General features: G+C 60.5%; 12 protein-coding genes. 1 reads left to right on the top strand and 11 read right to left on the bottom strand.

Annotation, left to right across the window (positions count from 1 at the left end; genetic code table 11):
- Positions 1-24: 24 nt before the first annotated feature.
- Positions 25-909 carry a sugar phosphate isomerase/epimerase family protein gene (locus tag J4D99_RS08380; RefSeq protein WP_208131263.1) on the bottom strand — a complete coding sequence of 295 codons (885 nt, stop codon included), beginning with the start codon at positions 907-909 and terminating at the stop codon, positions 25-27.
- Positions 910-1,271: 362 nt separating this feature from the next.
- Here J4D99_RS08380 and J4D99_RS08375 point away from each other — a divergent pair, with 362 nt between their 5' ends.
- The gene (locus J4D99_RS08375; RefSeq protein WP_208131262.1) at positions 1,272-2,600 is read left to right on the top strand and encodes a gluconate:H+ symporter; all 1,329 of its coding nucleotides are present in this window, start codon (positions 1,272-1,274) and stop codon (positions 2,598-2,600) included.
- A gap of 3 nt (positions 2,601-2,603) precedes the next feature.
- Here the strand turns inward: J4D99_RS08375 and J4D99_RS08370 are convergent, their stop codons facing one another.
- The 10 genes from J4D99_RS08370 to J4D99_RS08325 form a co-directional block, all read right to left on the bottom strand.
- Positions 2,604-3,980, bottom strand: a complete 1,377-nt coding sequence (locus J4D99_RS08370) for a vanadium-dependent haloperoxidase (protein WP_208131261.1) — start codon at positions 3,978-3,980, stop codon at positions 2,604-2,606.
- Positions 3,977-7,300, bottom strand: coding sequence for a VCBS repeat-containing protein (locus J4D99_RS08365; protein ID WP_208131260.1), 3,324 nt, complete (start codon positions 7,298-7,300; stop codon positions 3,977-3,979). The genes J4D99_RS08370 and J4D99_RS08365 overlap by 4 nt, the downstream gene beginning before the upstream one ends.
- 145 nt (positions 7,301-7,445) lie before the next feature.
- Positions 7,446-8,543 (bottom strand): carbohydrate-binding family 9-like protein, encoded by a 1,098-nt coding sequence (locus J4D99_RS08360; protein ID WP_236018582.1) that lies wholly within the window; start codon positions 8,541-8,543, stop codon positions 7,446-7,448.
- Positions 8,544-8,639: 96 nt separating this feature from the next.
- Positions 8,640-10,232, bottom strand: a complete 1,593-nt coding sequence (locus J4D99_RS08355) for a SusD/RagB family nutrient-binding outer membrane lipoprotein (RefSeq protein ID WP_208131259.1) — start codon at positions 10,230-10,232, stop codon at positions 8,640-8,642.
- Positions 10,233-10,240: 8 nt separating this feature from the next.
- Positions 10,241-13,315 carry a SusC/RagA family TonB-linked outer membrane protein gene (locus J4D99_RS08350; protein WP_208131258.1) on the bottom strand — a complete coding sequence of 1,025 codons (3,075 nt, stop codon included), beginning with the start codon at positions 13,313-13,315 and terminating at the stop codon, positions 10,241-10,243.
- Positions 13,316-13,700: 385 nt separating this feature from the next.
- Positions 13,701-16,049 (bottom strand): GH92 family glycosyl hydrolase, encoded by a 2,349-nt coding sequence (locus tag J4D99_RS08345; protein WP_208131257.1) that lies wholly within the window; start codon positions 16,047-16,049, stop codon positions 13,701-13,703.
- 35 nt (positions 16,050-16,084) lie between these two features.
- Positions 16,085-18,748 (bottom strand): glycoside hydrolase family 2 protein, encoded by a 2,664-nt coding sequence (locus J4D99_RS08340; RefSeq protein ID WP_208131256.1) that lies wholly within the window; start codon positions 18,746-18,748, stop codon positions 16,085-16,087.
- Between the two features lie 41 nt (positions 18,749-18,789).
- Positions 18,790-20,079 (bottom strand): sugar MFS transporter, encoded by a 1,290-nt coding sequence (locus tag J4D99_RS08335; protein WP_208131255.1) that lies wholly within the window; start codon positions 20,077-20,079, stop codon positions 18,790-18,792.
- Between the two features lie 72 nt (positions 20,080-20,151).
- Entirely contained in the window at positions 20,152-22,488 is a 2,337-nt protein-coding gene (locus tag J4D99_RS08330) for a glycoside hydrolase family 20 protein (RefSeq protein WP_208131254.1), read from the bottom strand.
- Entirely contained in the window at positions 22,485-23,363 is an 879-nt protein-coding gene (locus tag J4D99_RS08325) for an ROK family protein (RefSeq protein ID WP_208131253.1), read from the bottom strand. Before J4D99_RS08325 ends, J4D99_RS08330 begins: the two co-directional genes overlap by 4 nt.
- Positions 23,364-23,365: the final 2 nt, after the last annotated feature.

Below are 23,365 nucleotides of genomic sequence, written 5' to 3'. Positions count from 1 at the left end.
GGGAGAAGCCAGCCAGCGGCCAGCTTACACCAGCGTACGCTTTATATAAGTGATGCTCTGCTGGATGCTGTCGAAGGGCGAGCCAGGCGTTTTATCCTGCTCCACAAAGAAGTACTGCATGCCCGCCAGCTTGGCCTGGGCGAAGATGCGCTTAAAGTCGATGCTGCCATTACCGACTTCCGTGAAGTTGCGCTCGGCGGTCTTGTCCATGTCCTTCACGTGCCAGAGCGGGAAGCGGCCGGGATGCTTTTGGAACATTGCCACCGGGTCCTGGCCGGCTTTGGTAGCCCAATAGAGGTCCAGCTCCATCTTCACCAGGTTTTTGTCGGTCATGTTGAGCAGCGTGTCGTAGGGCAGCTTGCCATCCTGCGCCTTAAACTCGAAGTCGTGATTGTGGTAGCAGAGCTGGATGCCGGCCTTTTTGCAGCGCTCACCGGCTTTGTTGAGGTGCTCGGCAATCTGCTTGTAGTGGTCGAGGCTGCCGCGCTCGCTATCCATGAGGTAGGCGCACACCATGTACTTTACCCCTACTTTGGCCGCGTCGTCCACGGCTTTGTCCCAGCCGTGCAGGATGGTGCCTTGCGTGGGCTGGCCGTTCATCATGGCCTCGCCCAGCACGTAGTGGCTGCTCGGCATAATGAGGCCATTCTGCTTCAGCACCTGGGCAAACGCAGCGGGCTCCATGCCATAAAATTTCTGGCTGCCCGTGTAGGTAGCGCCTTCTACCGAGTTGTAGCCCATCTTGGCTACCTTGGCCAGGGTACCGGTGGGGTCTTGCGCCATCGCATCGCGCACGGTGTAGAGCTGCAGGCCGATGTATTTGGGCGCTGCCGCTAGCAAGCTAGGGCTAATAAATGCTCCGGCAGAGAGCAAGGTGGCAGACTTGACAAAAGCGCGGCGTGAGGTCATAAGCGCGAGGGAGGTGGGAAAAAGGAGAGAAAGTCAGCCACTGATATAAGCAGCATAATCGCTTCATCAACTAGCTGCTTATTCCAAATTCACTAGCTGCTACACTTAGCGTGGGCAAGGTAATAAATAGGGAAGAAAGAATGCGCTAGCTGGGGAGTTAACAACTGCTAATTTATTGGCTGTTTTTTCCGGAATAGGTACCATTGCGCGTCCATTCTTAACCACAACATTACACTTTGCCCGCTCAGAGTACGCCTACGACACACTTCTGAGCCGATTTAGGCCCTAGCACTGGAAACACCAGGGCTAGCCAGGTACCGGTTAAAAAACAATTCACAAAAAATCCCCTTCTTCGCCTCTACATGGCTTCTCTTATCATTCTGTTAGCTGTGCTGGCGCTCGTAGGCCTCATTAGCTGGGCCAAAGTCAATGCCTTTCTGGCCTTCTTACTGGTATCGCTGGGCGCTGGCCTGGCGCTGCACATAGCCCCGGCGGCGCTGCTGGCGGCCATGTACCAGGGGCTAGGCGACACACTGGGCTCCGTTACTATCATCATTGTGCTAGGGGCCATGCTCGGCAAAATAGTGGCTGATAGCGGTGCCGCCCAGCAAATCACAAGCGCGCTGGTCGATGCCTTTGGCCCCCGGTATTTGCTATGGACCTTGATGCTGTCGGGCCTGCTCATCGGCATTCCGCTCTTTTACAACGTGGGCTTCGTGCTGGTAGTGCCGCTGATATTCGCGGCCGCAACCCGGTACCGGCTACCGGCCGTGTACGTGGGGCTGCCAATGCTGGCGGCGCTCTCGGTACTGCATGGTTTTTTGCCACCCCACCCCTCGCCCACGGCGCTGGTGGCGCAGTTTCATGCCAGCCTGGGTCGCACGTTTGTCTATGGGTTGGTGCTGGCCATTCCGGCCGTTATTCTGGCGGGACCGGTGTATGCGCGCACGCTGCGCGGGCTGGTGGCCGTGCCGCTAGCCGGCTTCGTGGCCCCGCCCCTACCCGCCAGTGCCCTGCCCGGCCGCCTCAATAGCTTTCTGTCGTCGTTGCTGCCAGTGCTGCTACTTGGGGGCGCTTTGCTACTGAAAGCCCTGCTGCCTACTAGCAGCGCGCTAGCCCCCCTGCTGACGCTGCTTGCCGAGCCAGCCGTGACGCTGCTGCTCTCGGTAGCGGTGGCTACCTGTAGCCTGGGCCTGGCGCGCGGCCAGCGCATGAGCCAACTTATGGATAGCTATGGCCTGGCGGTGAAAGACGTAGCGGCCATTTTGCTGGTGATTGGCGGGGCGGGCATGCTCAAGCAGGTGCTCGTAGCCAGCGGGGCTAGCCAGGAAATAGCGGCCAGCCTGCGCGGCACGGGGCTGCCGCCGCTGGTGCTGGGGTGGCTGCTGGCCGCTTTTATTCGGGTTTGCCTCGGCTCGGCCACCATTGCCGGGCTCACGGCGGCGGGTGTGATGCTGCCTACTCTGAGCCAGGGCCACGTCAACCCCAACCTGATGGTGCTGGCCATCGGGGCGGGTAGCCTAGTGCTGTCGCACGTCAACGACTCGGGCTTCTGGATGTTTAAAGAGTATTTCAACCTGTCTATCAAAGACACCCTGCGTTCGTGGACGGCGATGGAAACCATCGTGGCGGTGGTGGGGCTAGCCGGCGTGCTGGTACTCGACTGGCTGCTGCCGCTGCTGCACCTCTAATTGTTAGCGGCTTGGCCCCAGCTTGCGAAGCACTGCCTGGCTTTTGCCAGTCTTGGCCCTGCTATTGGGGGCTAGCACCCTGGCCACAATGTAGCGGCCGATTTTGCGGCCCTGCTCATTGCCTTGCTCGATGCTATCCATGTAGTGAATGCCGCCGTAGAAGCGCGACACTGACGCCTCGGCCGCCGCCTGGCGGAAAGATGAGAAGGCGCGCTGCCCGCTGCCAAACGGAATCTCGGTGTCATCGACGTAGGCAATTTTGTCGCCCAGCAGGTAGGTCAGCACTTCGGCAGAGGCGTTGGATACTACCGCGTGGCCGCTGGTGTACTCTGGAAAGGGCGGCGTTTGCAGGAAAGGCTGCCACTTTACGTCCATGTATTTGTTGATGTATGTTTCGGGCCGGATGCGGTTGGTGGCGTACTTCATTTCCCAGGTGCTGATGAAGGAATCCATTAGCGTAATACCTTCGGCGCAAAGCACGTACACTGTTTTGTCGAAGCCTACTTTGCGCTGCCGGGCCACCAGGGCCGCAATGTTCATCCAATGCCCGCCGGGGCTAATTTTCTTAAAGCCGATGGACATATGGCCCGCCGTGTTGATGGCAAACGGGTTGCAGTCCCAGAACTGCGCTATCTGCACCTGCTCGGGGCTCAGCTGCTTGCCTACCCGGTACACAGCCTGCGCTTGCCGGTAAAAGACTGAAGCTGTGTCCTTGCTGAACGCGCACGGCAGCGCGGTCCGAAACTGGCTGGCCGAGTCGATAACCAGCGGCCGGATGGTTTTCCAGTTGGGCTCCACGGCTTCCATGTAGGCCGGCGGCGTGGGGTACCAGTTGCCCTCAGCGCGCATCGGTGTATAGCGTTTGAGCGCGCTCAGCTTACCGTAATTATCGGTCTTGGAGAATTTTATCACGGCCGCGGCAGCCAACTTCGCCACTCTTATCGATTGGCTCAGCACGGCGGGGCTTAGCCCTTGCTTGGTAAGGCTCTGCACGAAAGCAGCCTGCTCCTCAGCCAGGTTTTCGCCCGAGGGCAGCAACAGACGGGCGGTTTCGAGCATGGCGTAGTAAGCGGCTAGTTGGTAGTCGTAGGGCGACCGCACGGTATCGAGCCGCAGGTCGGCAGTGAAATTCCGGACCAGCTGCTTCGGGGCCGGCAGGGTCTTGTTGTGCGCGGCCACGATACTGTGCGCCCCCAGCATGCAGTAGGCGTAGTAGCGCGCCGCCGAGGGCGGGCTGATGACGTCGTGCACCATCGTCATATTGATGGCATCGAGCGCCTTGCTAGGGTCGGGCAGCGCGGCATGGCGCGGGGCCTGGGCGGCGCCGCGGTGAGCTAGCAGGGGCAGCACCAGGGCTAGCCAAACAGTACGAAACGTCATCGCGAAAGCGGCTGAAAAACTTCTTCCTGGTAAAACTGCACGGGGCCGCTGCTGACGCCCACCACCAGGTAGGGCTGGCGGCCCACGGTAATCTCGCTGGCCGATTTCACGTCGCCGACCACGCAAATACCCGCCGCCGGCTGCGCCACGTAGCGGAATCGGCCCCGGCCGTCGCCGGCCAGCAGGCAGCCGTAGCTGGCGTCGATGCTGCCCATTTTCAGGCGGTTGTCGGTGTGGTTGCCCAGCAGCAGCAGGTCGGGGTGGCCGTCGTGGTTGTAGTCGCCGCTCAGCACCTGGGTCACCACCGAGAACTGCGCCTCTACTGGCAGTTCGGCGGGCGCGAATTTACCCTTAGTGTTGAGATACAACATGGTGCGCAGCTCGGTAGCTTCCAGCTTGCTGGCCTTAGCCAGCTCATCGGCGGGGAAGATATCGGCCATCGTGGCGTCGGCGTAGGCTTTGTACGAGGTGAAGCGGCGGCGCATGGGGTAGATAAGGTCGTTGAGCTCATCGCGACTCACGTAGGGGTAGCTCTTGCCGTCCATGTAGAAGTTGAAGAACGGGTCGATTGAGCCATTACCATCAAAATCAGCGTAGTACAGCGAGGCCGGCTCCTGGGCGCTGGCCCGCAGCGGGCTATTCAGGCCGAGGTTACCGGCCACGATGTCGGGCTGGCCGTCGGCGTTCACGTCGGCCACGTGCAGGCTGAACCACAGGCCCGGCTGGGGACTGGCGAAGTAGTCGGTAGTCTGGTTTTTGAAGCCCTGCGGCGTATTGACCCACACCGTTAGCGGCATCATCTCGCCGCACAGCACGAGGTCGGGGCGCTTGTCTTTGTTGAGGTCTACCCACTGCGCGTCGGTCACCATGCCGGCCTGGGCGAAGGGCACTGCCGCGGCCGTGAAGGCGCCGTGGCCGTCATTAAGCAGCAGGTAGCTGGGCGGGGCTAGCGGGTAGCGGCCGGGGATAACGCGCCCGCCCACGAACAGGTCGAGGTCGCCGTCCTGGTCCACGTCGGCGGCGCGCACGCAGCTTTTGCTGCCTGCCGTGAGCACCGGCAGCCCGGCGGGGGCTAGCGACAGGCGGCCGTGGCCGTCGTTGAGGTACAACTCGTCCTGCAAGTCTTCCTGCCCGGCTTCGTAGAGCGCGTAGCCGCCCTTGGCCAGGTAGAGGTCAGGGTAGCCATCGCCGTTGGCGTCGAAAAACGTGGCGGCCGCTACCGTGCCGGCCGGCCGGCTGGTGCTGCGCGCTAGCGGCGCCTCGGTGAACTTGCCGCCCGGCTGCTGGAGGTAGAGCTTGCCTACCTCGTCCTTGCCGCCGCTCACGAACAGGTCGTCACGGCCGTCCTTGTTCACGTCGGCCTTCGTCATTACCGGCGCCGTTTTCGAGTACATGAACAGCATGAGCACCTGGCGCTTGAAGTCGTTAAGGGCCACTTCCTCAGGCTTGAAATCGAACAGCGGCGCGGCGGGCCGGAACACCTTTTTGGGCACCGCCGGGGCTAGGGCGTAGGGCCGGTCCTTGGGCTGGCCGCTTAGCTGGAGCAGCTGGTTAGCCTTCACGTTGGTGAGCAGTTGGGTGGTCTGGTTGGGCCAAATGATGCGCACCGAGTCGGCCCGCTGGCTGGTGCCGAGCCCAAAATTCAGTGTCGTGGACACGCACGAGAGGTAGCCGCGGCTAGGGTTCAGCTCCTGATACTGTGCCTGGCCGGGCGTGTACACGTACACCTTGGCGCCCACGGCCTGGGTGTTCAGACCAGGGCCTTTCAGCTTGAAAGCCAAATAGCTGGTGTGGTTCGCTTCGCTGGCGTGGTTGCGGTAAAGGCTGGCCGGCTGGTTGATAGTATTCACCACCAAGTCCAAGTCGCCGTCGTTGTCGAGGTCGGCGTACACGGCGCCGTTCGACATATTGGTCTGGTTCAGGCCCCACTCCTGCTGCTTGTTGGCGAAAGTCAGGTTGTGCTCGTTGCGGAAGATATAGTCGGGCATAGCCGTGGCGGGCATGGCCGTCACGAGGTCCATCAGCAAAAATGGCTCCCTCGCCATCGCCTTTTTAATCTTGTAATCGCCCCAGTAGCGCAGAAAATCCTTGTTGGTGTAGTCGCGCAGGTAGCCGTTGCTGATGAAAATATCCTTGTAGCCGTCGTTGTCGAAATCGGCGATGAGCGGGCACCAGCTCCAGTCGGTTTTGGCCACGCCGGCCAGCTGCCCGATTTCGCTGAACGTGCCGTCGCCGTTGTTGAGGTGCAGCATGTTGCGCATGTACTGTGGGTACAGGCCCTGCTGCTGCTGCAACTCAAACAGCTCGTAGTTTTCCTGCAATTGCAGCGACTTCTGGCGGTGGTTGTCGGCCGGCAGCATGTCGAGGGTGAAGATGTCGGGCTGCGTATCGTTGTTGAAATCAGCGATATCCACGCCCATCGAAAACTGCGAGTGGTGGCGCAGCATCTGCTGCGAGTGGTCGGTGAAGGTGCCGTTCTTGTTGTTCAGGTACAGGTAGTCGGGCTCGTTGTAGTCGTTGGTGACGTACACGTCCTGCCAGCCGTCCTTATTGATGTCGGCCACGGCAATGCCCAGCCCAAACGTGAGTGGATTCTGCACGATGCCCGCCGCCCGCGACACGTCCACGAAGTGCCCGTTGTCGTTCCGAAACAGCTTGTTGCCGGCCAGCACGTCCACCTCATCCTTGTGGCGCGCAAATTCCATATTGTCAATCTTTTTGACGTTATGGTTGAGCAAAAACATGTCGAGGTCGCCATCATTATCGTAGTCGAAAAAGGCAGCCTGGGTGCTGTAGCCGGGGTCATCGAGGCCGTACTGGCTGGCCTGCTCCGTGAACTTGCCGTCGCCCTGGTTGATAAACAGCTGGTTGCGGCGCACGTCGTCGGCCTTTTTGCCCGAGTAGCACACGTAGATATCGAGGCGGCCGTCGCCGTTCACGTCGGCCATCGTGGCGCCGGTTTTCCAGCCATCCTTGCGGCCCGCCAGCAAGGGGCTAGCCTGGTCGGTCACGTCCTTGAACTTGCAGCCGCCCTGGTTGAGGTACAGCTTGTTGGGCCGCATGTTGCCGGTAAAGAACAGGTCGGGCAGGCCATCGCCGTTCACGTCGCCCACCGCTACGCCGCCGCCGTTGTAGAAGTACTCGTAGGACAGAATATTTAACGCCTCGTTCTCGCTGATGGTGTTGGTGAACGCGATGCCCGTTTCCTGGGGAGTGAGCAGGCTGAACAGTGGCTGCTGGGTCTGGGCCAGCCCAGCGGGGCTAGCCCCCAGCAAGGCCAATACAGCCAGGCAACTAGCTCTGAAATAGCGGTTAATCATACGTAAACCCAGCGTAAAAGAACTTATGCAGAAAAACGGGCGCAACGCCTTGAGCTTTGCTGGTTAAAAGATACTACCTGCGCATTTATCTTCTTGCGCAGCAGCCGGCTGCGGACCAGCCCCGTTGCGCTAGGCAAATGCTACGCTATGGCTTCAGGGTTTCAACCAGGCCCTCGTCGTTGAGGCGGATGGTGGGCTGCCCGGCCGCCGTGAGGATAGCCGTAAACTGGTAGGGCGTGGCGGCCAGTGCCAGCTGGTTGGCTTGCTTCGCCACCTGCATTTGGGGTGCTACCCGAAGCTCGGCCAGGCTAGCGGCGTAGTGGCCGGTGCGCTGCTTGTACTGCTGCTGGCGGTAGTACACCAGCCACAAATACTGCTTGCGCAGCTCGGCCACCGGCAGTTGCCAGGTGGTGCCGGCCCGGCGCGTAAACTGCAGGTAGCCCCAGCGCTCGGGGCAGTGCATGTTGATGACACCCTGCGGCGACCACACCCAGTTGTGCTCGGATAGGTCTTTGCCAGCGGCGTCTTGCAGCTTCACATTCTGGGTGCCGGCCACCTTGGTGTCCCACTCCACCCGCGAGAAGTTGATGCGCCACAGCGTGCCCTCGGTGGGCGGCTGCCACGGAAAGCCCATACGCACGGCCTTCAGCGGAATGGCCATTTCGACGGTCCAGCCCTGGTCCTGGTCGTGCGGCTGGTTGAGGGTACCCGCTAGGGCCACCCCCGAGCGCAGACCGGCCACATCCCAACTGATGAGGGCGTCGCCCTTGTCGCGATAGGGCTTGGGCAAGTATAGGTCGAATATCTTGTTTAGCGCATTTACTTCCACCTCAAAATATTGGTGCGCATTATTGTCGGGGTCGATAAAGACCTCAAAGTCATTATCCTTATAAATAATATCGTCGTGGTGCGTTTGGTAGGCCCAAAGCTGCGGCTCCTGCAAGGTGGCGGCAATGAACAGCGTCGAGTCATTCCAGAGCATTTTCACCCGCGTTTGGAAAGTGGGCCGGGGCTTAGTCGCGCCCTCAATATCGACGAAATCGGTGGTCCAAGGAGCTTTTTGCCAGTCGCTTTCCTGCAGGCTGCCATCCATCGCCAGGGGCTGGCTGGTGTGCTGCACCACGTAGCCCAGCGGGGGCGTAAATAAGTTTTCCAAGCCCTGAAAGGGCGTTTGGGCGTGCCCGGGCAAGCTGCCCAGCGCCGCTAGCCCCAGGCCAGCGCAAATTGGTAACAGTGGTTTCATGAATAGCAAGGAACTGGCCGACGTTTATAAAAAAGTGGGGCTTTACCCCAGGCTTGCCCGGAATAAAGCCCCACTTAGCTGTTGAGCACGGCAGGCTTATTTATCCCACCACACGCGCGAGGTGAGCAGGTCGCCACCGGCCAGGCCCGCCACCCCCGCTGCGTAGCCTGCAGGGTTGTTGCCGATTTCAGTGGCCGGGTAAATCATGCGGCGCGGAATCGTCCCGTTGGTCACGTTGCCGGGGTAGTTCACGGGTGTCAGCACGGGGTAGCCCGAGCGGCGCCAGTTGAACCACGCCTCCAGGAAGTTAAACGTGGTGCAGGTTTCCACCCAGTACTGCTCGTTTATCTGCTGCAATGCGTTGGCGGTGCTCAGCGGGTTGGCCGCCACGAAGGTGGCGATGTCGGCCGGGGCCACCGTAGCGTTCGTATTAAACTGCCCCAGCGACTCCAGGGCGCTGCGCAGGCCGTTGGCGTAGTGCGTGGCGGCAGTGGCGCCCACGCTCCAGCCGCGGGTAGCTGCCTCGGCCAGCAAGAATTCGGTTTCGGCGTAGGTCAGCAGGTAGATGGGGGCATTGCGCTGGATATATACTTGCACCCGGGGGCGCGAGTAGTTGCCGAGCGGGGCCACGTCGTTGCCACTGCCCGTGGGGCCGGGATAGTCGGCACGCTTGTGGATATCGTTAGCCCCGCCCGTCTGGTCATAGCCATTGGGCAGGCCGCGCTGCAGGCTGGGCGTGTTGTCGCCGGGCAGTGCCTGGTTGGCGTTGTTGCCGGCGCCGGGCTGCGGTATCTCGGCAATAGCCCCTAGCCGGGGGTCATTGCTGGTGCGCAGGTAGTCGATAAGGGTTTTGCTCCACTTCACTTCCCGGAAGTCGTCGGTCGTCAGCAGGGCGTTGGTGGTGGCGTTCTGCGTGTCGCCGAAGGCAATGTCGGTTTTCACGATGGCATTGTCGGCGGTGCCCGTCATGGTACCCCCGGCAGCGGCTTTCTCGGTATAGGTTTTAGCCAGCGCGGGGTTCACCTTGGTCATGCGCATAGCCACCCGCACCATCAGCGAGTAGCCGAGCTTTTTCCACTGGGTGATATCGCCGCCGTAGAGCAAGTCGCCGCTAGCCTTGACGCCCGTGGTGTTCAGGCTGGCAATGGCGGCATCGAGCTGGGTCAGCAGAGCCGGGTAAATGTCCTGCTGCTTGTCGTACTGCGGCGTTACGATACCCGCAGCTGCCTGCACGGCCTGCGTGAAGGGCACGTCGCCATACGTGTCGGTGATGCGCTGGAATATCATCACCTTCATAATGTTGCTGATGGCGATAACGTTGGCGTAGCGCGTGGCGCTTTGCGTATTCGCCACGCTGATGGCCTGCTGCAAGCGGCTTAGGGCGGTGTAGCCCTGGTTGAAAACGAGCGCCTGATAGCCCGTAAAGCCGCCGGCGTTCACGTACTTGTCGCCGTTGCCGTAGTAGTTGAACGTGCTGGCTAGGCCCTGAATTGACGTTGACGGATACAGCAGCTGCCCATAGCCAGTATTGGCAAAGGTGAGTTCGCCGTCGGTGAGCAGGTAGTTGGGGTCGAGGTTATTGGCCGAGGCTGCGTTGGGGTTGGTATTTATCTGGTCGAGGTACTTCTCCGAGCAGGAAGAACCCCCTAGCACGGCCGCCAGCGCAATAAATGGAATGAGCTTTTTCATAGCGTTGCTTATTTGAATTTCACGTTGAGGGTCACGCCGTAGGTGCGGGCGAAGGGCAGCGAGCCACCTTCTACGCCAGCGTAGGCCACCAGCGGCGAGATGGTATTCTCGGGGTCGATGTTGTCGGTGTGCTTAAGAATGGTGAACAGGTTGCGGCCCACCAGCGACAGCGTGATATCCTGGAAGGGCGTGTGCGACAACACGCTCTGGTTGAAGGTGTAGCCTAGCACCACCTGGCGGAACTTGATGAAGCTGCCGTCGAGCACCGACAGGGTCGACACGTTGGCCGCCAGCTGTGGGTAGTAAATGTAAGCTGGCACCGAAACGTTGTTTTGCGCGCCGGTTTCCGTCACGCCAGTGGCTACTACGCCGGTTTCGCGGCCGTTCAGGGTAGCTTGGTTCTGGCCACGAACGTAGGAGTAGTATTCGGTAGCCGACAGGATTTTATTGTTGAAGCGGAAATCAACCAGGAACGACAGGTTCACCCCGTGGTAGTTGAAATCGTTGTTCCAGCCGCCGTAGAGGTTGGCAATGCCCGAGCCCATAGGAGTGAGGTTGCCGCGCAGCGGCACGCCGTTGGCGCCTACTATAATGTTGCCGCTAGCGTCGCGCTTGTAGTCGTAGGCCATAATCTGCGCGATGGGCAGGCCCTTCACGATAGAGATGTTGGCGTTCATCGGGCGGTACGTGCCGGTTTGCAGCGGCGTGGGCGTAGCCGACTGGTCGATGTCCAGCACCTCGTTCTTCAGCTTGGTAAAGTTCAGCGAAGACGTCCAGGTGAAGGAGCCGCGCTTTATCGGCACTACGGTCAGCAAGGCTTCCACACCGCGGTTGCGGGTAGCACCCAGGTTTACCGAGCGGCTCTCAAAGCCGGAAGCCACCGACGTGGAGGCCCCCACAATCTCACCGTTGGTCTGGCGGTCGAAGTAGGCTACATCTACGCCAATACGCCCGTTGAAGAACCGCAACTCGGTACCCACCTCAAATTCGCGCAGGCTAAACGGCCGCAGGTTGGCATTGGGCAGGCGCGAATCGAAGCTGGCGCGCGGCGTACCGTTGATGGGGTTGCCGATGTTGTAGTAGAAGTTGGTCTGGTAGGGGTTAGCCGGCTCACCGCTGGTTTTGGCATACGAGGCGCGCAGCTTGCCGTAGCTCAGCACCGACGATTGCAGCAGGTCGGAGAAAACGAAGCTACCCGACACCGAAGGCGTGAAAATGCTGCGGTTGCCATTGGGCAGCGTCGAGAAGCGGTCGTAGCGGCCGGTGGTGCTCAGCGTCAAGAACTTGTAAGTGAAGTCGGCAGTATAATAAGCCGAAGGCGTTACAAGTTCCGTGAACTGGTATTCTAGGTTGCGGTTGCGCAGGTTGGTGGGCGTGTACAGGTAAGGAACGATAAACTGCCCACCATACAACCGGCTGCTTTCGAAGCGGTTGTAGCGGTAGTTGCCCCCCACGCTGGCGCTCACGGTGATGTCCTGCGTGAATTGCTTGTTGAACGACAGCAAAGCGTCGCTGTTCATTTCCAGGCGAGTGCCCAGGGTCAGGTTGTCGAGTCCTCCTTCACCAGCCGATGAATAGAGCGTGCCGTAGGGCGTCACGTTGAAGCGCCGGTCGCTGGAATAGTCGTAGCCCGTGCGCGCCATCAGCGAGAGGAAATCGGTGAACGCGTACTTGGCTGATACCACGCCAATCAAACGCTTGCGCGACAGGTTGTTGACGTACTGATTTACCACAAACCACGGGTTGGTGGCATAGCTATCCGAGTTCCAGGCAGTTTCCAACCCATTTTTATTCACATCATAGCCAGGCTGCAATATCGACTGGTCGATGTTGGGCGACAAGAACAGGATGTTGTTGGCGTTCAGCGGGGAGTCGCTCAGCTGCGGGCGGTTCTTGTCCTCCTGGTCGATATAGTTAAGCGACAGGTTGAAGCTCAGCTTCTTGGTCAGGTCGTAGGCCGTGGTGAAGGTGGCCGTGCGGCGCGACAGCCCGCTGTTGCGCAGTATCGAATTGTTGTCGAGGTTGGAGAGCGAGAGACGATAATTGCCTTTCTCACCACCGCCCGAAACGGCTACGGTATTGGTCCAGGACGTACCGGTGCGGTAAAACTGGTGGAAGTTGTCGCCCGCCAGCGAGTATGGGTGCGTCTGCCCGTCGATGCCCACGGTGGGCGCGCCATCCAGCTTCTGACCCCAGGCCGTATTGCCCGAGATAATGGCCGAAGCCTGGTCGGTGGGCCGCAGGCCCTGGCTGCCCTGGCCGTACACAGTCTGGAAATTGCGGTTATCTACCGCGTGGTCGAGCTGGTAGTTGGTGTTGTACTCGATGGTGGTTTTGTTGCGCAGGCCCGATTTGGTCGTAATCTGAATAACGCCGTTGGCGGCACGCGCCCCGTAGAGGGCCGAAGCCGTCGAGCCTTTCAGCACCGTCATCGTCTCGATGTCGTCGGGGTTGATGTTGCTGATACCGTCGCCGAGGTCGGCCCCGCCCCACTCGCCCGAGCTGCCGCGCACGGTGTTATCCATCGGCACGCCGTTGATAACGATGAGCGGCTGCGAGGTGCCCGAAAACGACGTAACGCCCCGGATGTTGAGGCGGGCCGCCGAGCCCGGGCCGCCGCTGGTGCTGCCCACGTTCAGGCCGGCTACGCGGCCCTGCAAGGAGGTTGCCACGTTGGTTTCGCGGGCTACCGACAGGGCGCCACCGTCTACCTTGGTCACCGAGTAACCGATTTTCCGTTCGTCTTTTTTGATACCTAGCGCCGTCACTACTACTTCGCCAAGCTGCTTATTATCAACGGCCATGATGATGTTGATAGACGAGCGGCCCTTCACGGCCACCGTCTGGCTCACGTAGCCCACGTACGAAAACACCAGCGAGGCATCATCGGCCGCCGTGAGGGTGTAGTTGCCGTCTACGTCCGACGTAGTACCTTGGGTGGTACCGCTTACCACGATGCTCACCCCAATGAGGGGCTCGTTGGTGGCATTGGTAATCCGGCCCGAAATTTTGCTCGCCTGGGCATAGCTGTAGCCGTGGCTAAGCAGCAGGAGGAGCACAAGCAATTGTAGGGTTTGTCTCATGGTGCATGGGGTGAAGTGACTGAAGAAATTTGGGTGGGTTAAGAAGTGAGAGAAAGGTGGTTGCTGATTACAAAAGAATACTTAGCAGACTGAGTATGTACCTATTCGCAGCAAAATTATGAATTCCTAATTGTTCAGGTTGCCGTCTATGGAGACAAAGACCGGGCTTATTTAGCAACAGCAAGCTAACCCATTGACCACCTGGCGCTAAAACCTTTTACTAGGCTTGCAAAATACCTCGCTTCCTGGTCCTTGACCAAGGGTTGGCTTTAACCTGAAAGCCAACCGGTAATTATCTGGCCTAAAAATAGTTGCCTGCTCAGTATAAAGCAAGCGAATTGCTCATTGCTGGTAGAAAATATTGATTACTTGCTAGCCCCTGTTTTCAAGGCATTACCGACCGGGGCCGGTCGGCCAGGGCCACGCCCCAGGTGGGGCTGGGCCGGGGGCCCATCTCGAACACGAGCTGGCCGCCTTGTAGCAAGTCTTGGTGGGTGATGTAGGACTTGGTGTAGGGCCGGCCGTTGCGCATTACGCGCTGGATATATTTGTTGGTCAGGCTGTTATTCTTCGCCTCTATCGTGAGTGTTTTGCCGCCGGCCAGGGTGATAACGGCCTGGTCTACTGATGGGCTGCCAAACACGTAGGCGCCATTGGCGGGGTTGAGGGGGTAGAAACCCAGCGTCGAAAACACGTGCCACGACGACATCTGCCCCACGTCTTCGTTGCCGATGATGCCGTCGGGCTTGGTGGTGTAAAAGTTTTCGGTGATGAAGCGGACTTTCTCAGCCGTTTTCCAGGGCTGGCCGGCGTAGCTGTAGAGATAGGTGATGTGGTGGCCCGGCTCGTTGCCGTGCGCATACATACCGATGAGCCCCGAAATGTCGGGCGAAGCCTCGGAGCCCATGTTGCCCTGCACCACAAATAGCGAGTCGAGCTTCTGGGTGAAGCGCTTTTCACCCCCTAGCAGCGCCATCAGCCCTTCCACGTCTTGCGGCACCAGCCAGGTGTACTGCCAGGCGTTGCCCTCGGTGAAGTCGCTTTTCATGTGCACCGACGCAAACGGGTTGAACGGCGTGCGCCACTCGGTTTGCGACACCCGCCCGCGCATGAAGCCGACGTGCTTGTCGAAGTAGTTCTGGTAGTTTTTGGCCCGCTTGCTGAAGTAAGCGTAGTCAACCTGCTTGCCCATCTTCTTGGCCATCTGCGCAATGCACCAGTCATCCACGGCATATTCGAGGCCTTTCGACACGCTTTCCACCTCACTATTGGCCGGAATGAACCCTAGCGCTTTCACGTCTTTCAGGCCCGACTCATCGCGCATGGCGGTTGCTTTCATGGCTTCAAAGGCTAGGTTGGCGTCGAAGCCCTTGTAGCCTTTGAGGTAGGCGTCGGCCACTACCGGCACGGCGCTGTAGCCCACCATGCAGTTGGTTTCATTGGCCATGAGGTGCCACACGGGCAGCTTGCCCTGCTGCTGGTAGATGGCCAGCATCGTGCTTACCATGTCATTCACGCGCTGCGGCTGCAAGAGTGTGAACAGCGGGTGCGCCGCCCGGTAGGTATCCCAGAGCGAAAACGTGGTGAGGTTGGTAAACTTGGCCCCTTTGTGCACTTTTTCGTCGGTGCCCCAGTAGTCGCCGTTGCGGTCATTGAAGACGGAGGGCGCCACCATGGTATGGTAGAGCGCGGTGTAGAACGTCTTTTTGCGCTCGTCGCTGGCCTGAATACGGACCTTTTGCAGCTCCAGGTTCCAGGCGGCATCGGCGGCAGCTACTACTTTCTCGAAGTTCCAGCCCGGTATTTCAGCCCGAATGTTGGCCTGCGCATTGGCGGTGCTTACGGGCGAGATGCCCACTTTCAGCTTTACTTTTTCACCAGCTAGGGTCGCAAAAGTGACCACGCCCTTGATGCGGTTGCCGGTAGCAGCCGGGGCGGTATTACCCAACGAGTCAGTTACCTGCACGCTAGTAAACTGCTTGATGGGCTTCGAGAAAACCGCCGCGAAGTAGAGGCGCTGCTTCACGGCCCAGCCCTTGGAAAAGCGGTAGCCTACCAGGGTGCTGTCGTTGAGCTTTTCGATGTGGGTATCGGTGGCCAGGTCCCAGCCGATGCCCTGCTGCAAGTCGATGACGAGGTGCGCCGCGTCAGACTTGGGGAAGGTGTACTGATGAAAGCCGACCCGGGGGCTAGCCGTTAGCTCGGCCCTGATGTCGTAGCGCTTTAGCCGCACCGAATAATAGCCGGGCCGCACGCGCTCCTCTTTGTGCGAAAACAGCGATACGAAGCCCTGCTCTGGGTTTTTGAGGGTGCCCTTGCGCACGCGCACCGCGCCGGTAGTGGGCATTACGGCTACATCGCCCAGGTCGCCGATGCCGGTGCCGCTGAGGTGGGTGTGCGAGAAACCCACGATGGTAGAGTCGGAATAGTGGTAGCCCGAGCACCAGTCCCAGCCCTCCGACAGGTTTACCGGCCCTAGCTGCACTGCGCCAAACGGCACGTTGGCGCCCAGGAATACGTGGCCGTGAAACCCAGTGCCGATGTAAGGGTCTACGTACTGCGTGAGCCCAGCGCTAGGCCCGGGCGAGCTAGACGCAGCCGAATTGGGGGTGGGCGAGCTGGGGAAAGCCAGCGACAGCAGGGGTAGCGGCGGGCGGGCCGCCACCGCCAGGGCAAGCAGGCCAGCCCCTATCACGGCAGCCGGCCAAGCCAAGGATGGACCTTTTCGCGTCATAAATATGTAGTGCTAGGGTGGGAAAAGCCAGGATATTACTTGGTGGCGGCGCCCGCAACGGGCAATAGGAGTTTGTCTACATTCCAGCCCTCAACCGATACCACGGGCGCGGGCTGGCCGGCCGCCGGGGTGTAGTCGAGCCCAACGGTTTTGCTTTCGCCGGGCAGCACCGACACGTAGTTGTCGGTATAGAAAACCGGGAGGATGCGTTTTTGCGTGCTAGGGTTCACCAGGGCGAGGCGGTTGAAGAAGGCCACCGGCGCGCCACTCGGGTTGGTGAGCGTCACGGCAATTTTGCCGAGCGCCGTTTGGTGGGCGGTGGCGCGCACGGCAGTTTTCGGCATGTTTTGCAGGCCCGAGTACTCGCCCCGGCCGTCGGGTAGCCAGTAGAAATTATTGCTGACTACCTGCTTGCGCAGGTCTTGCAGCTGTAGTGATAGGAACAGGCCTTTCTGCTGGCCTAGCTGCTTCACGACGCTGTTGATGGGCAGGAATTTCTTCGACATCGACGGCCCGGCCTCTACTATTACCTGCGTGATGTTGGTCTTTTTGCCGGCCATGTCATAAGCATCGACTACCAACATCAGGTCGCGCTTCGCCCGAAACAAGTTATTGGTAATCATCACCATGCTATCTACCGGGTTATACATCACGTGGAGCGGTTCGCTGCCGGAGCGCAGGCCGTAGAGGCAGGCGTTGGGGTCGAGGTAGTAGTCGTACATCTGCCCGCGCATGGCGGTCCAGGGGTTCTGCGTTTTCCAGATGATGCTGCCGGTGTACCAGTCCCACATGTGCGAGCTGAAGCCTTCCATGAGGGCGCGGTACTGGTCGTAGTTCACGAGCTGGGCCTTCAGGCCGAAGTCCTTAATGTTCCTAGGCGCGCCGTAGGGCAGCAGGTACTGCTCGTAGTTGATGTAGGTGTGGTAAGTCCACATGGAGTCGACCTGCTCGGTGGGCTTGCTGCTAGCCCCCAGGTAGCGCGGAGCCACGAGGTTGGCCGCGGGCAGGAAGCGCTCAAGCGACTCGACATCGCCCACGCCCACCGAGCCTACCTCCGAGTTGAAGGGGTAGGTGCGGTGCGCCCAAAACTGGCTGATGGGCTGAATGCCATACGGCCCGTCGCCGTTGCCGCCCTGGTTGTTGAACGACATGCTGTCGGCGTTGGAGAACGGGATAAACCACCGCGTGCCATCGAGCCGGGGCAAGAGCGAGTCTTGCAGCGCCGTGAGAATATCGTGGGGCGGAGTGATTTCGTTGCCGCCGCACCAGATGCCCAGCGAGGCGTAGTTGCGCACCATTTTTATCTGGTCGGCGGCCGAGTTGATAAACAGCCGGTGGTCGTTCGGGTACTGGCGGCGGGTCCACTGGTCTTCCAGCTTCTGGGGGTCTACCCAGCGGCCATTGGCGTCGCCCGACACCCAGAAGTCCTGCATCACGAGCAGGCCGTATTTATCGCAGGCTTCGTAAAACTCGGGCCGCTCTACCAGCGCCCCGCCCCATATCCGGATGAGGTTGAGGTTCATGTCGCGGTGAAACCGGATTTCGGCATCGTAGCGCGCCTTCGTGAAGCGCAGCATGGCGTCAGAAATAATCCAGTTGCCGCCCTTCACGAAGATTTTCTGACCATTGAGCAGCACCTGCATACTCTGAGTGTGCTCATTCCAGACGTGCCCTAATTGGCGCACGCCCACTTGCAGGTTCTCTTCATCCGAAACGGTTTTGCCGCCCGTCAGGAACTGCATCTTCAGCGCGTACAAGTTTTGCGGCCCGTAGCCATTAGGCCACCACAGCCGGGGGCTAGCCAGCGTGTGAGCGGGCATGCGCACCAGCTTAGTGGCATGCGCAGGCACCGTCACGGCTTGCTTCACCAGCTGGCCCGCAATAGTGTATTGCAGGGTGCCGGCCACGGCTTTGGCGGTCGGGTTTTCCAGCTCGGCCGTCACGTCGAGGCTAGCGGGGGCCTGGGGGCCATCGGGCAGGCGCACACCCGGCACGCGGGTGATGACGTGCGGGTTTTTGAGGTTGATAGCCCGCGTTTTCTCAATCGTCACCTTGTCCCAGATGCCGGTATTGCGGTCGCGGATGGGCCGAATCCAGTCCCAGCCGGCCGTGTATTGCGTGCTCACATTGCGGGCAATGGTGCCGTCGCCACCCTGGCCGCCGTTGGGGTTACCCACGGGGTCGGGCGGGTACACCACTACGGCCAGGCGGTTGCGGCCGTCCTTGGCCAAGTAGGGCGTGATGTTGTAGGCCTGGCGCAGAAACATGCCGTGGTGCGTCTGCTTGTTGAGCTTCTGACCATTCAAAAACACCTCGCAGCTGTAGTTCACGCCGCGCAAGTGCAGCCACACCTGCCCATCGCCAGCGGCGGGTGCCTCCTGAAAATCTTTGACAAACCAGTAGGTGTAGTAGTCGCGCCCGGTGCGGTAAATGTCCGGGATGCGCTCGTTGTTCATCCCGAAGAAGGGGTCGGGCACTTGCTTGTTGGCCAGCTGCGTGGTGAGCACCGTGCCGGGCACCACGGCCGGTAGCCAGCCCGTGAGCGCGTAGCCCGGCCGCGAGAGCTGCGCTCCAGCAGCTGGCACTTTGGCAATGGGCATGGCCTGCCAGCCGCTGTTCAGCTCATAGCGCTGCTGCGCGGCCAGCGGAGAAATGCTGGCTAGCGTGAGCAGTAAAAGCAGGTAACGAAATATTGTCATTCGAAAAAACATGTGGGCGGGATGCCCCACTAAAACAACCCCTAGGCACGCCGGGCTTTATGCCCGACCGTGCCGTAAAACAGCAAAAACAAGTAGCACGGAATCACCAGCCAATAAGCATGTTGTGGCGAAGAATGGTCGGCGAGCAGCCCGTAGAGCGGCGGTAGCACCGCGCCGCCGGCAATGGCCATGATGAGCAACGACGAGCCCAGCTTGGTGAAGCGCCCAAGCCCCTCAATAGCCAGCGGCCAAATAGCCGGGAAAATCAACGAGTTGGCTAGCCCCAGCAGCGAGATAAAGAGTACTGATAGGTAGCTGTGGGTGAACAATGCGCCCAGCGCAAACATCACCCCCAGGATGGCTGAAACCTGCAGGGCCTTTTCTTGCGAGATAAACCGCGGAATGGCCACAATGCCCACGCCATAGCCCACTATCATGGCTACCAACGTGCACGTGGTGAAAAACTTAGCCGTAGCCAGGACAATACCCTGCGAGGCACCGTAGCTGATGATGGTGTCGCCGGAAATTACCTCGACCCCCACATAAAAAAACATGGCTAGCGCCCCTAGCAGCAGGTGCGGAAAGTGAAAAATGCTCGACTTATAGGTGTTAGCGGCCGCCACGCTCTCGTCTTCGTGGTCGGTGTCTATTTCGGGCAGCGACGAGAAGTAGATGAGCCCGGCCAGCACCAGCAGCACAGCCAGCATCAGCAGGTAGGGCGTGATTACGCGGGCGGCCAAGGCGTCGAGTTCAGCGGCCTTGGCCGCCGTGCTGAGGCTACCCAGGCGCTTTACCAGGGCATCGGCATCCTTGAGTGCTACGGTGCCGAGCGCGATGGGCGCCAGCGCCCCAGCCACCTTGTTGCAGATGCCCATGATGCTGATGCGCTTGGCGGCGCTTTCGCGCGGGCCTAGGATGGTGATGTAGGGGTTAGCCGCCGTTTGGAGCACCGCTAGCCCCGTGCCTTGCACAAACAGCCCTAGCAGGAATAGCCCGTAGGTGCGCGTGAGCGCCGCGGGCACGAAAAGCAATGCCCCCACCCCCATCACCAGCAGCCCGAGCGACATGCCCTTCTTAAACCCGGTGGCCTTCAGCACCCAGGCCGAGGGAATAGCCATCACCAGGTACGAGATGTAGAAGGCAAACGTGACCAGGTAGGCCTCGAAGTTGGTCAGCTCGCAGGCAATGCGCAGGTACGGAATCAGCACCGAGTTGAGCCAGGTGACGAAGCCGAAGATGAAAAACAACGCCCCGATAATGACAATCGACTTGGTGGGCTGGCCGGTGGCCGGGCGGGTGGGCGCCGGGGCCGTGGTAGCTACAGTAGGCATGATGCTATCAGGTTGATTTTTAGGGGAGGGCAAACGGGCAAGCAGGCCAGTTAGCAGGTGGCAAGCAATGGGTTACTCAACCACCAGCTCGTCGGCAAATAGCCAGGTATCGGTGTCTTGGGGTGTGGTACCGGGGGCTAGCGGCTGGGCATTCTTGGCCGTGACGCGCACGAAGCGGGCTTTGGTTTTCTTCCAGTCGGCTTTCACTTCGCCGATGCTGGTGCCAGACTGGGCCGCCTCAACCGGCCCGGTGTACACCGTTTTGTAAGTGCGGCCATCATTCGACACGGCTACTTCCAGCACTCTGGGCAGCAGTATTTTGTCTTCGAGCTTTTGCAAGAACGTGCTGCGCAAGCTGCTGACTTCGGCGGTCTTTTTGAGGTCAATAGTGGCCATCAGGTCAGTACCCAGAAAGCCTAGCCAGCGCCCATCGGTGTGGCTCAGCGAGCCGTGCAGGCCATCGACCAGCGTGAGCGGGCCCTGGGCCAGGTAGTTTTTATTGGGCGCGCTGGCTAGCCGGGTTGGGGCAGCCAGGGCTTTGTGGGCGAGCAGCTTGGTAGTCGTGGTCTTGCCGGCGGGCTGGCCGTTCTCAAAGGAAGTCGCCTTCACCACGGCCGAGCTGCTGAGCGTGAAGGGGCCCTTGTAAATGGCGGAAGACGGGCTTGGGGCCGAGCCGTCGAGGGTATAGACTATTTGTGGGCCGGTGGCATCGAGCAGCAGCCTTACCACGTCGCCGCCCTTGGTGGTGTCGGGCACAAACTGCTGGCGCACGTTGAAGGCGCTCTTGGCATAATTGGCCCCTAGCGCGGCAAAGCGCTGGTACTGCGGCTGCATCCGCACCTTGAAGCTCTCCCAGTTTTTGAGGCTGGCCGGCGTCCAAAGCACTTCGGCCAGGGCCGACATGCGAGGTAGCACCATGTACTCGGCCTGCTGCGTGGTCGGGATATACTCGGTCCAGAGGTTGGCCTGGGCGCCCAAAATGTACTTGCGCTCCTCGGCCGTCAGCTCCTTAGGCGTGGGCTCGAAGGCATAGACTTTCTCCAGCGGCAGGTAGCCGCCGATGCTCAGTGGTTCCAGGCTAGGGTCGCCCTGGGCGTGGTCGAAGTACACAAACTCGCCGGGCGTCATCACCACCTGGTGCTTTTGCCGGGCGGCGGCCGTGCCGCCTTCCATGCCGCGCCAGCTCATCACGGCCGCATTGGGGGCTAGCCCACCCTCCAGGATTTCATCCCAGCCCATGATGGTTTTGCCCTTGCTGTTCACGAATTTTTCCATGCGCTGCACGAAGTAGCTCTGCAATTCATGCTCGTCTTTCAGGTGCTCGGCCTTGATGCGGGCCTGGCACTTGGGGCAAGTTTTCCAGCGGGTTTTAGGGGCTTCGTCGCCGCCGATGTGCACGATTTTGCTCGGAAACAGCGGCATCACCTCCGTCAGCACATCCTGCAAAAAGGCGAAGGTTTGGTCGTTGCCGGCGCAAAAAATGTCGTCATACACGCCCCAGGTCTGCCCTACCTGAAACGGCCCGCCAGTGCACGACAGCTCCGGATAGGCCGTGAGCGCCGCCAGCGCGTGGCCGGGCATTTCAATTTCGGGCACCACCGTGATGTAGCGGTCCTGCGCATACTTTACCACCTCTTTTATCTGCTCCTGGGTGTAGAAGCCGCCGTAGCGCACGTGGTCGTATTCAGGCACTTTGGCGCCGTAGTGGCCGATGAGCGTGCCCTCGCGGAACCCGCCCACCGAGGTCAGCTTGGGGTATTTCTTTATCTCGATGCGCCAGCCCTGGTCATCCGTGAGGTGCCAATGGAAGGTGTTCATCTTGTGCAAAGCCAGGTAGTCGATGTACTGCTTCACAAACTCCACCGGGAAGAAATGGCGGCTCACGTCGAGGTGCATGCCGCGCCACTGGTAGCGGGGCTTGTCGGTCACTTCCACGGCGGGCAGGCTAGCCCCTGCCGTACGCTGCGGCGGCAGCAGCTGCCGGATAGTCTGGGTGCCCAGGTACAAGCCCTGCGGCTGGCGCGCGGCCAGCACTACCTGGCCCGGCTGCACGCTCAAGGTGTAGCCTTCGGCCCCTAGAGTATCGGGCGCCGCTAAAAGCTTTAAGTGGATGGCCCCCGCAGCCTGCTTGCCCGGGGCGGCAGCCACTACGGGCGGCGTTACGCCGGTAGCGCGGCCTATCTCGGCGCTCAGGCTCTGGCCGATGCGGCGCAGCTCCTCATTCTTGGGCCCCACGTAAATCTTGGTCTCGGGCGTAATCGCGAAGCGACCCGTGCCGGGCACCAGCCGCACCGGCTGCGGAATAACCGCGATGCCGGCCGCGCTGACAGGGGCCTGCTGGCTGTGGACCGGGGCTAGCCCGGCCAGGCTCAGCGTGGCAGCTACGGCGGCTAGTAAAGTCTTCTTCATGACGCGAGCGCGGGGTGGTGAGAAGTAAGCTGTTTCATGTGGCAGAGGGCCGCCGCGCCCAGCACGGCGGCGTTGCCGAGGGCCGAGGGCGCCACGACCAGCCGCTCCGTTACTTGTTTGAAAGGAAACGCGGCCAAGCTTTCGTGCAGGCTGCTGCGGAAGTACTCAAAGCCCTTGCTCACCGAGCCACCCAGGATAACAGCCTCGGGCGCCAGGGCATATAGGATGATGTGCAGCGCCTGCCCCAGGTGCCAGCCAAACTCGGCGTACATGGCCAGTGCCTCGGCGTCGCCCCGCCGGGCGCGGGCGTACCACTCGGTGCCCGGCCGGCCGGTGCGCTGCGCGAAAAACTTGCCGCTGCAATAGTCCTCCAGCGTTTTGTCGAGGTAGGGCACGCTGCCAAACTCACCGGCACTGGCCAGCGTGCCGCCATACACCTGGTGGTTGATGATGATGCCGCCCCCTAGCCCGGTGCCCAGCACCAGGCCCACCAAATTGGCGTAGGGCTGGCCTTGGCCATACATCTTTTCGCCAACGGCAAAGGCATTGGCATCGTTGGTCATATACACCGGCTGCTCGAAGTGGCCGGCCAGGTGCTGCCGCAGATGCACCTCCCGCCACGACGGAATATTCTGCACGTTGTGCACGATACCATTCACCTCATCTACCAGCCCCGGCACCCCGATACCGATGCCCGCCACGTCGTCGGTCAACAGGGGGGCTAGCTGGCGCGTCAGCTCGGCCAGAATCACTTCCCGAGGTGCATCCATCGGCGTTTCAAACCGCGTTTCCTGCACCACCTGGCCGTGCTGCACTACGCCCAGGTGCACCTTCGTGCCGCCAATGTCTACGCCCAGGTATTTGTCGCTGCTCATCG

The organism is Hymenobacter sp. BT559, from assembly GCF_017571525.1.
Classification (GTDB): Bacteria; Bacteroidota; Bacteroidia; order Cytophagales; family Hymenobacteraceae; genus Hymenobacter; species Hymenobacter ginsengisoli.
This window is presented reverse-complemented; position numbering and strand designations above follow the sequence as displayed.

Coding starts and splice junctions, on each gene's coding strand:
- J4D99_RS08380 (WP_208131263.1), bottom strand. CDS start 909: ATGACCTCACGCCGCGCTTTTGTCAAGTCTGCCACCTTGCTCTCTGCC.
- J4D99_RS08375 (WP_208131262.1), top strand. CDS start 1,272: ATGGCTTCTCTTATCATTCTGTTAGCTGTGCTGGCGCTCGTAGGCCTC.
- J4D99_RS08370 (WP_208131261.1), bottom strand. CDS start 3,980: ATGACGTTTCGTACTGTTTGGCTAGCCCTGGTGCTGCCCCTGCTAGCT.
- J4D99_RS08365 (WP_208131260.1), bottom strand. CDS start 7,300: ATGATTAACCGCTATTTCAGAGCTAGTTGCCTGGCTGTATTGGCCTTG.
- J4D99_RS08360 (WP_236018582.1), bottom strand. CDS start 8,543: ATGAAACCACTGTTACCAATTTGCGCTGGCCTGGGGCTAGCGGCGCTG.
- J4D99_RS08355 (WP_208131259.1), bottom strand. CDS start 10,232: ATGAAAAAGCTCATTCCATTTATTGCGCTGGCGGCCGTGCTAGGGGGT.
- J4D99_RS08350 (WP_208131258.1), bottom strand. CDS start 13,315: ATGAGACAAACCCTACAATTGCTTGTGCTCCTCCTGCTGCTTAGCCAC.
- J4D99_RS08345 (WP_208131257.1), bottom strand. CDS start 16,049: ATGACGCGAAAAGGTCCATCCTTGGCTTGGCCGGCTGCCGTGATAGGG.
- J4D99_RS08340 (WP_208131256.1), bottom strand. CDS start 18,748: ATGACAATATTTCGTTACCTGCTTTTACTGCTCACGCTAGCCAGCATT.
- J4D99_RS08335 (WP_208131255.1), bottom strand. CDS start 20,079: ATGCCTACTGTAGCTACCACGGCCCCGGCGCCCACCCGCCCGGCCACC.
- J4D99_RS08330 (WP_208131254.1), bottom strand. CDS start 22,488: ATGAAGAAGACTTTACTAGCCGCCGTAGCTGCCACGCTGAGCCTGGCC.
- J4D99_RS08325 (WP_208131253.1), bottom strand. CDS start 23,363: ATGAGCAGCGACAAATACCTGGGCGTAGACATTGGCGGCACGAAGGTG.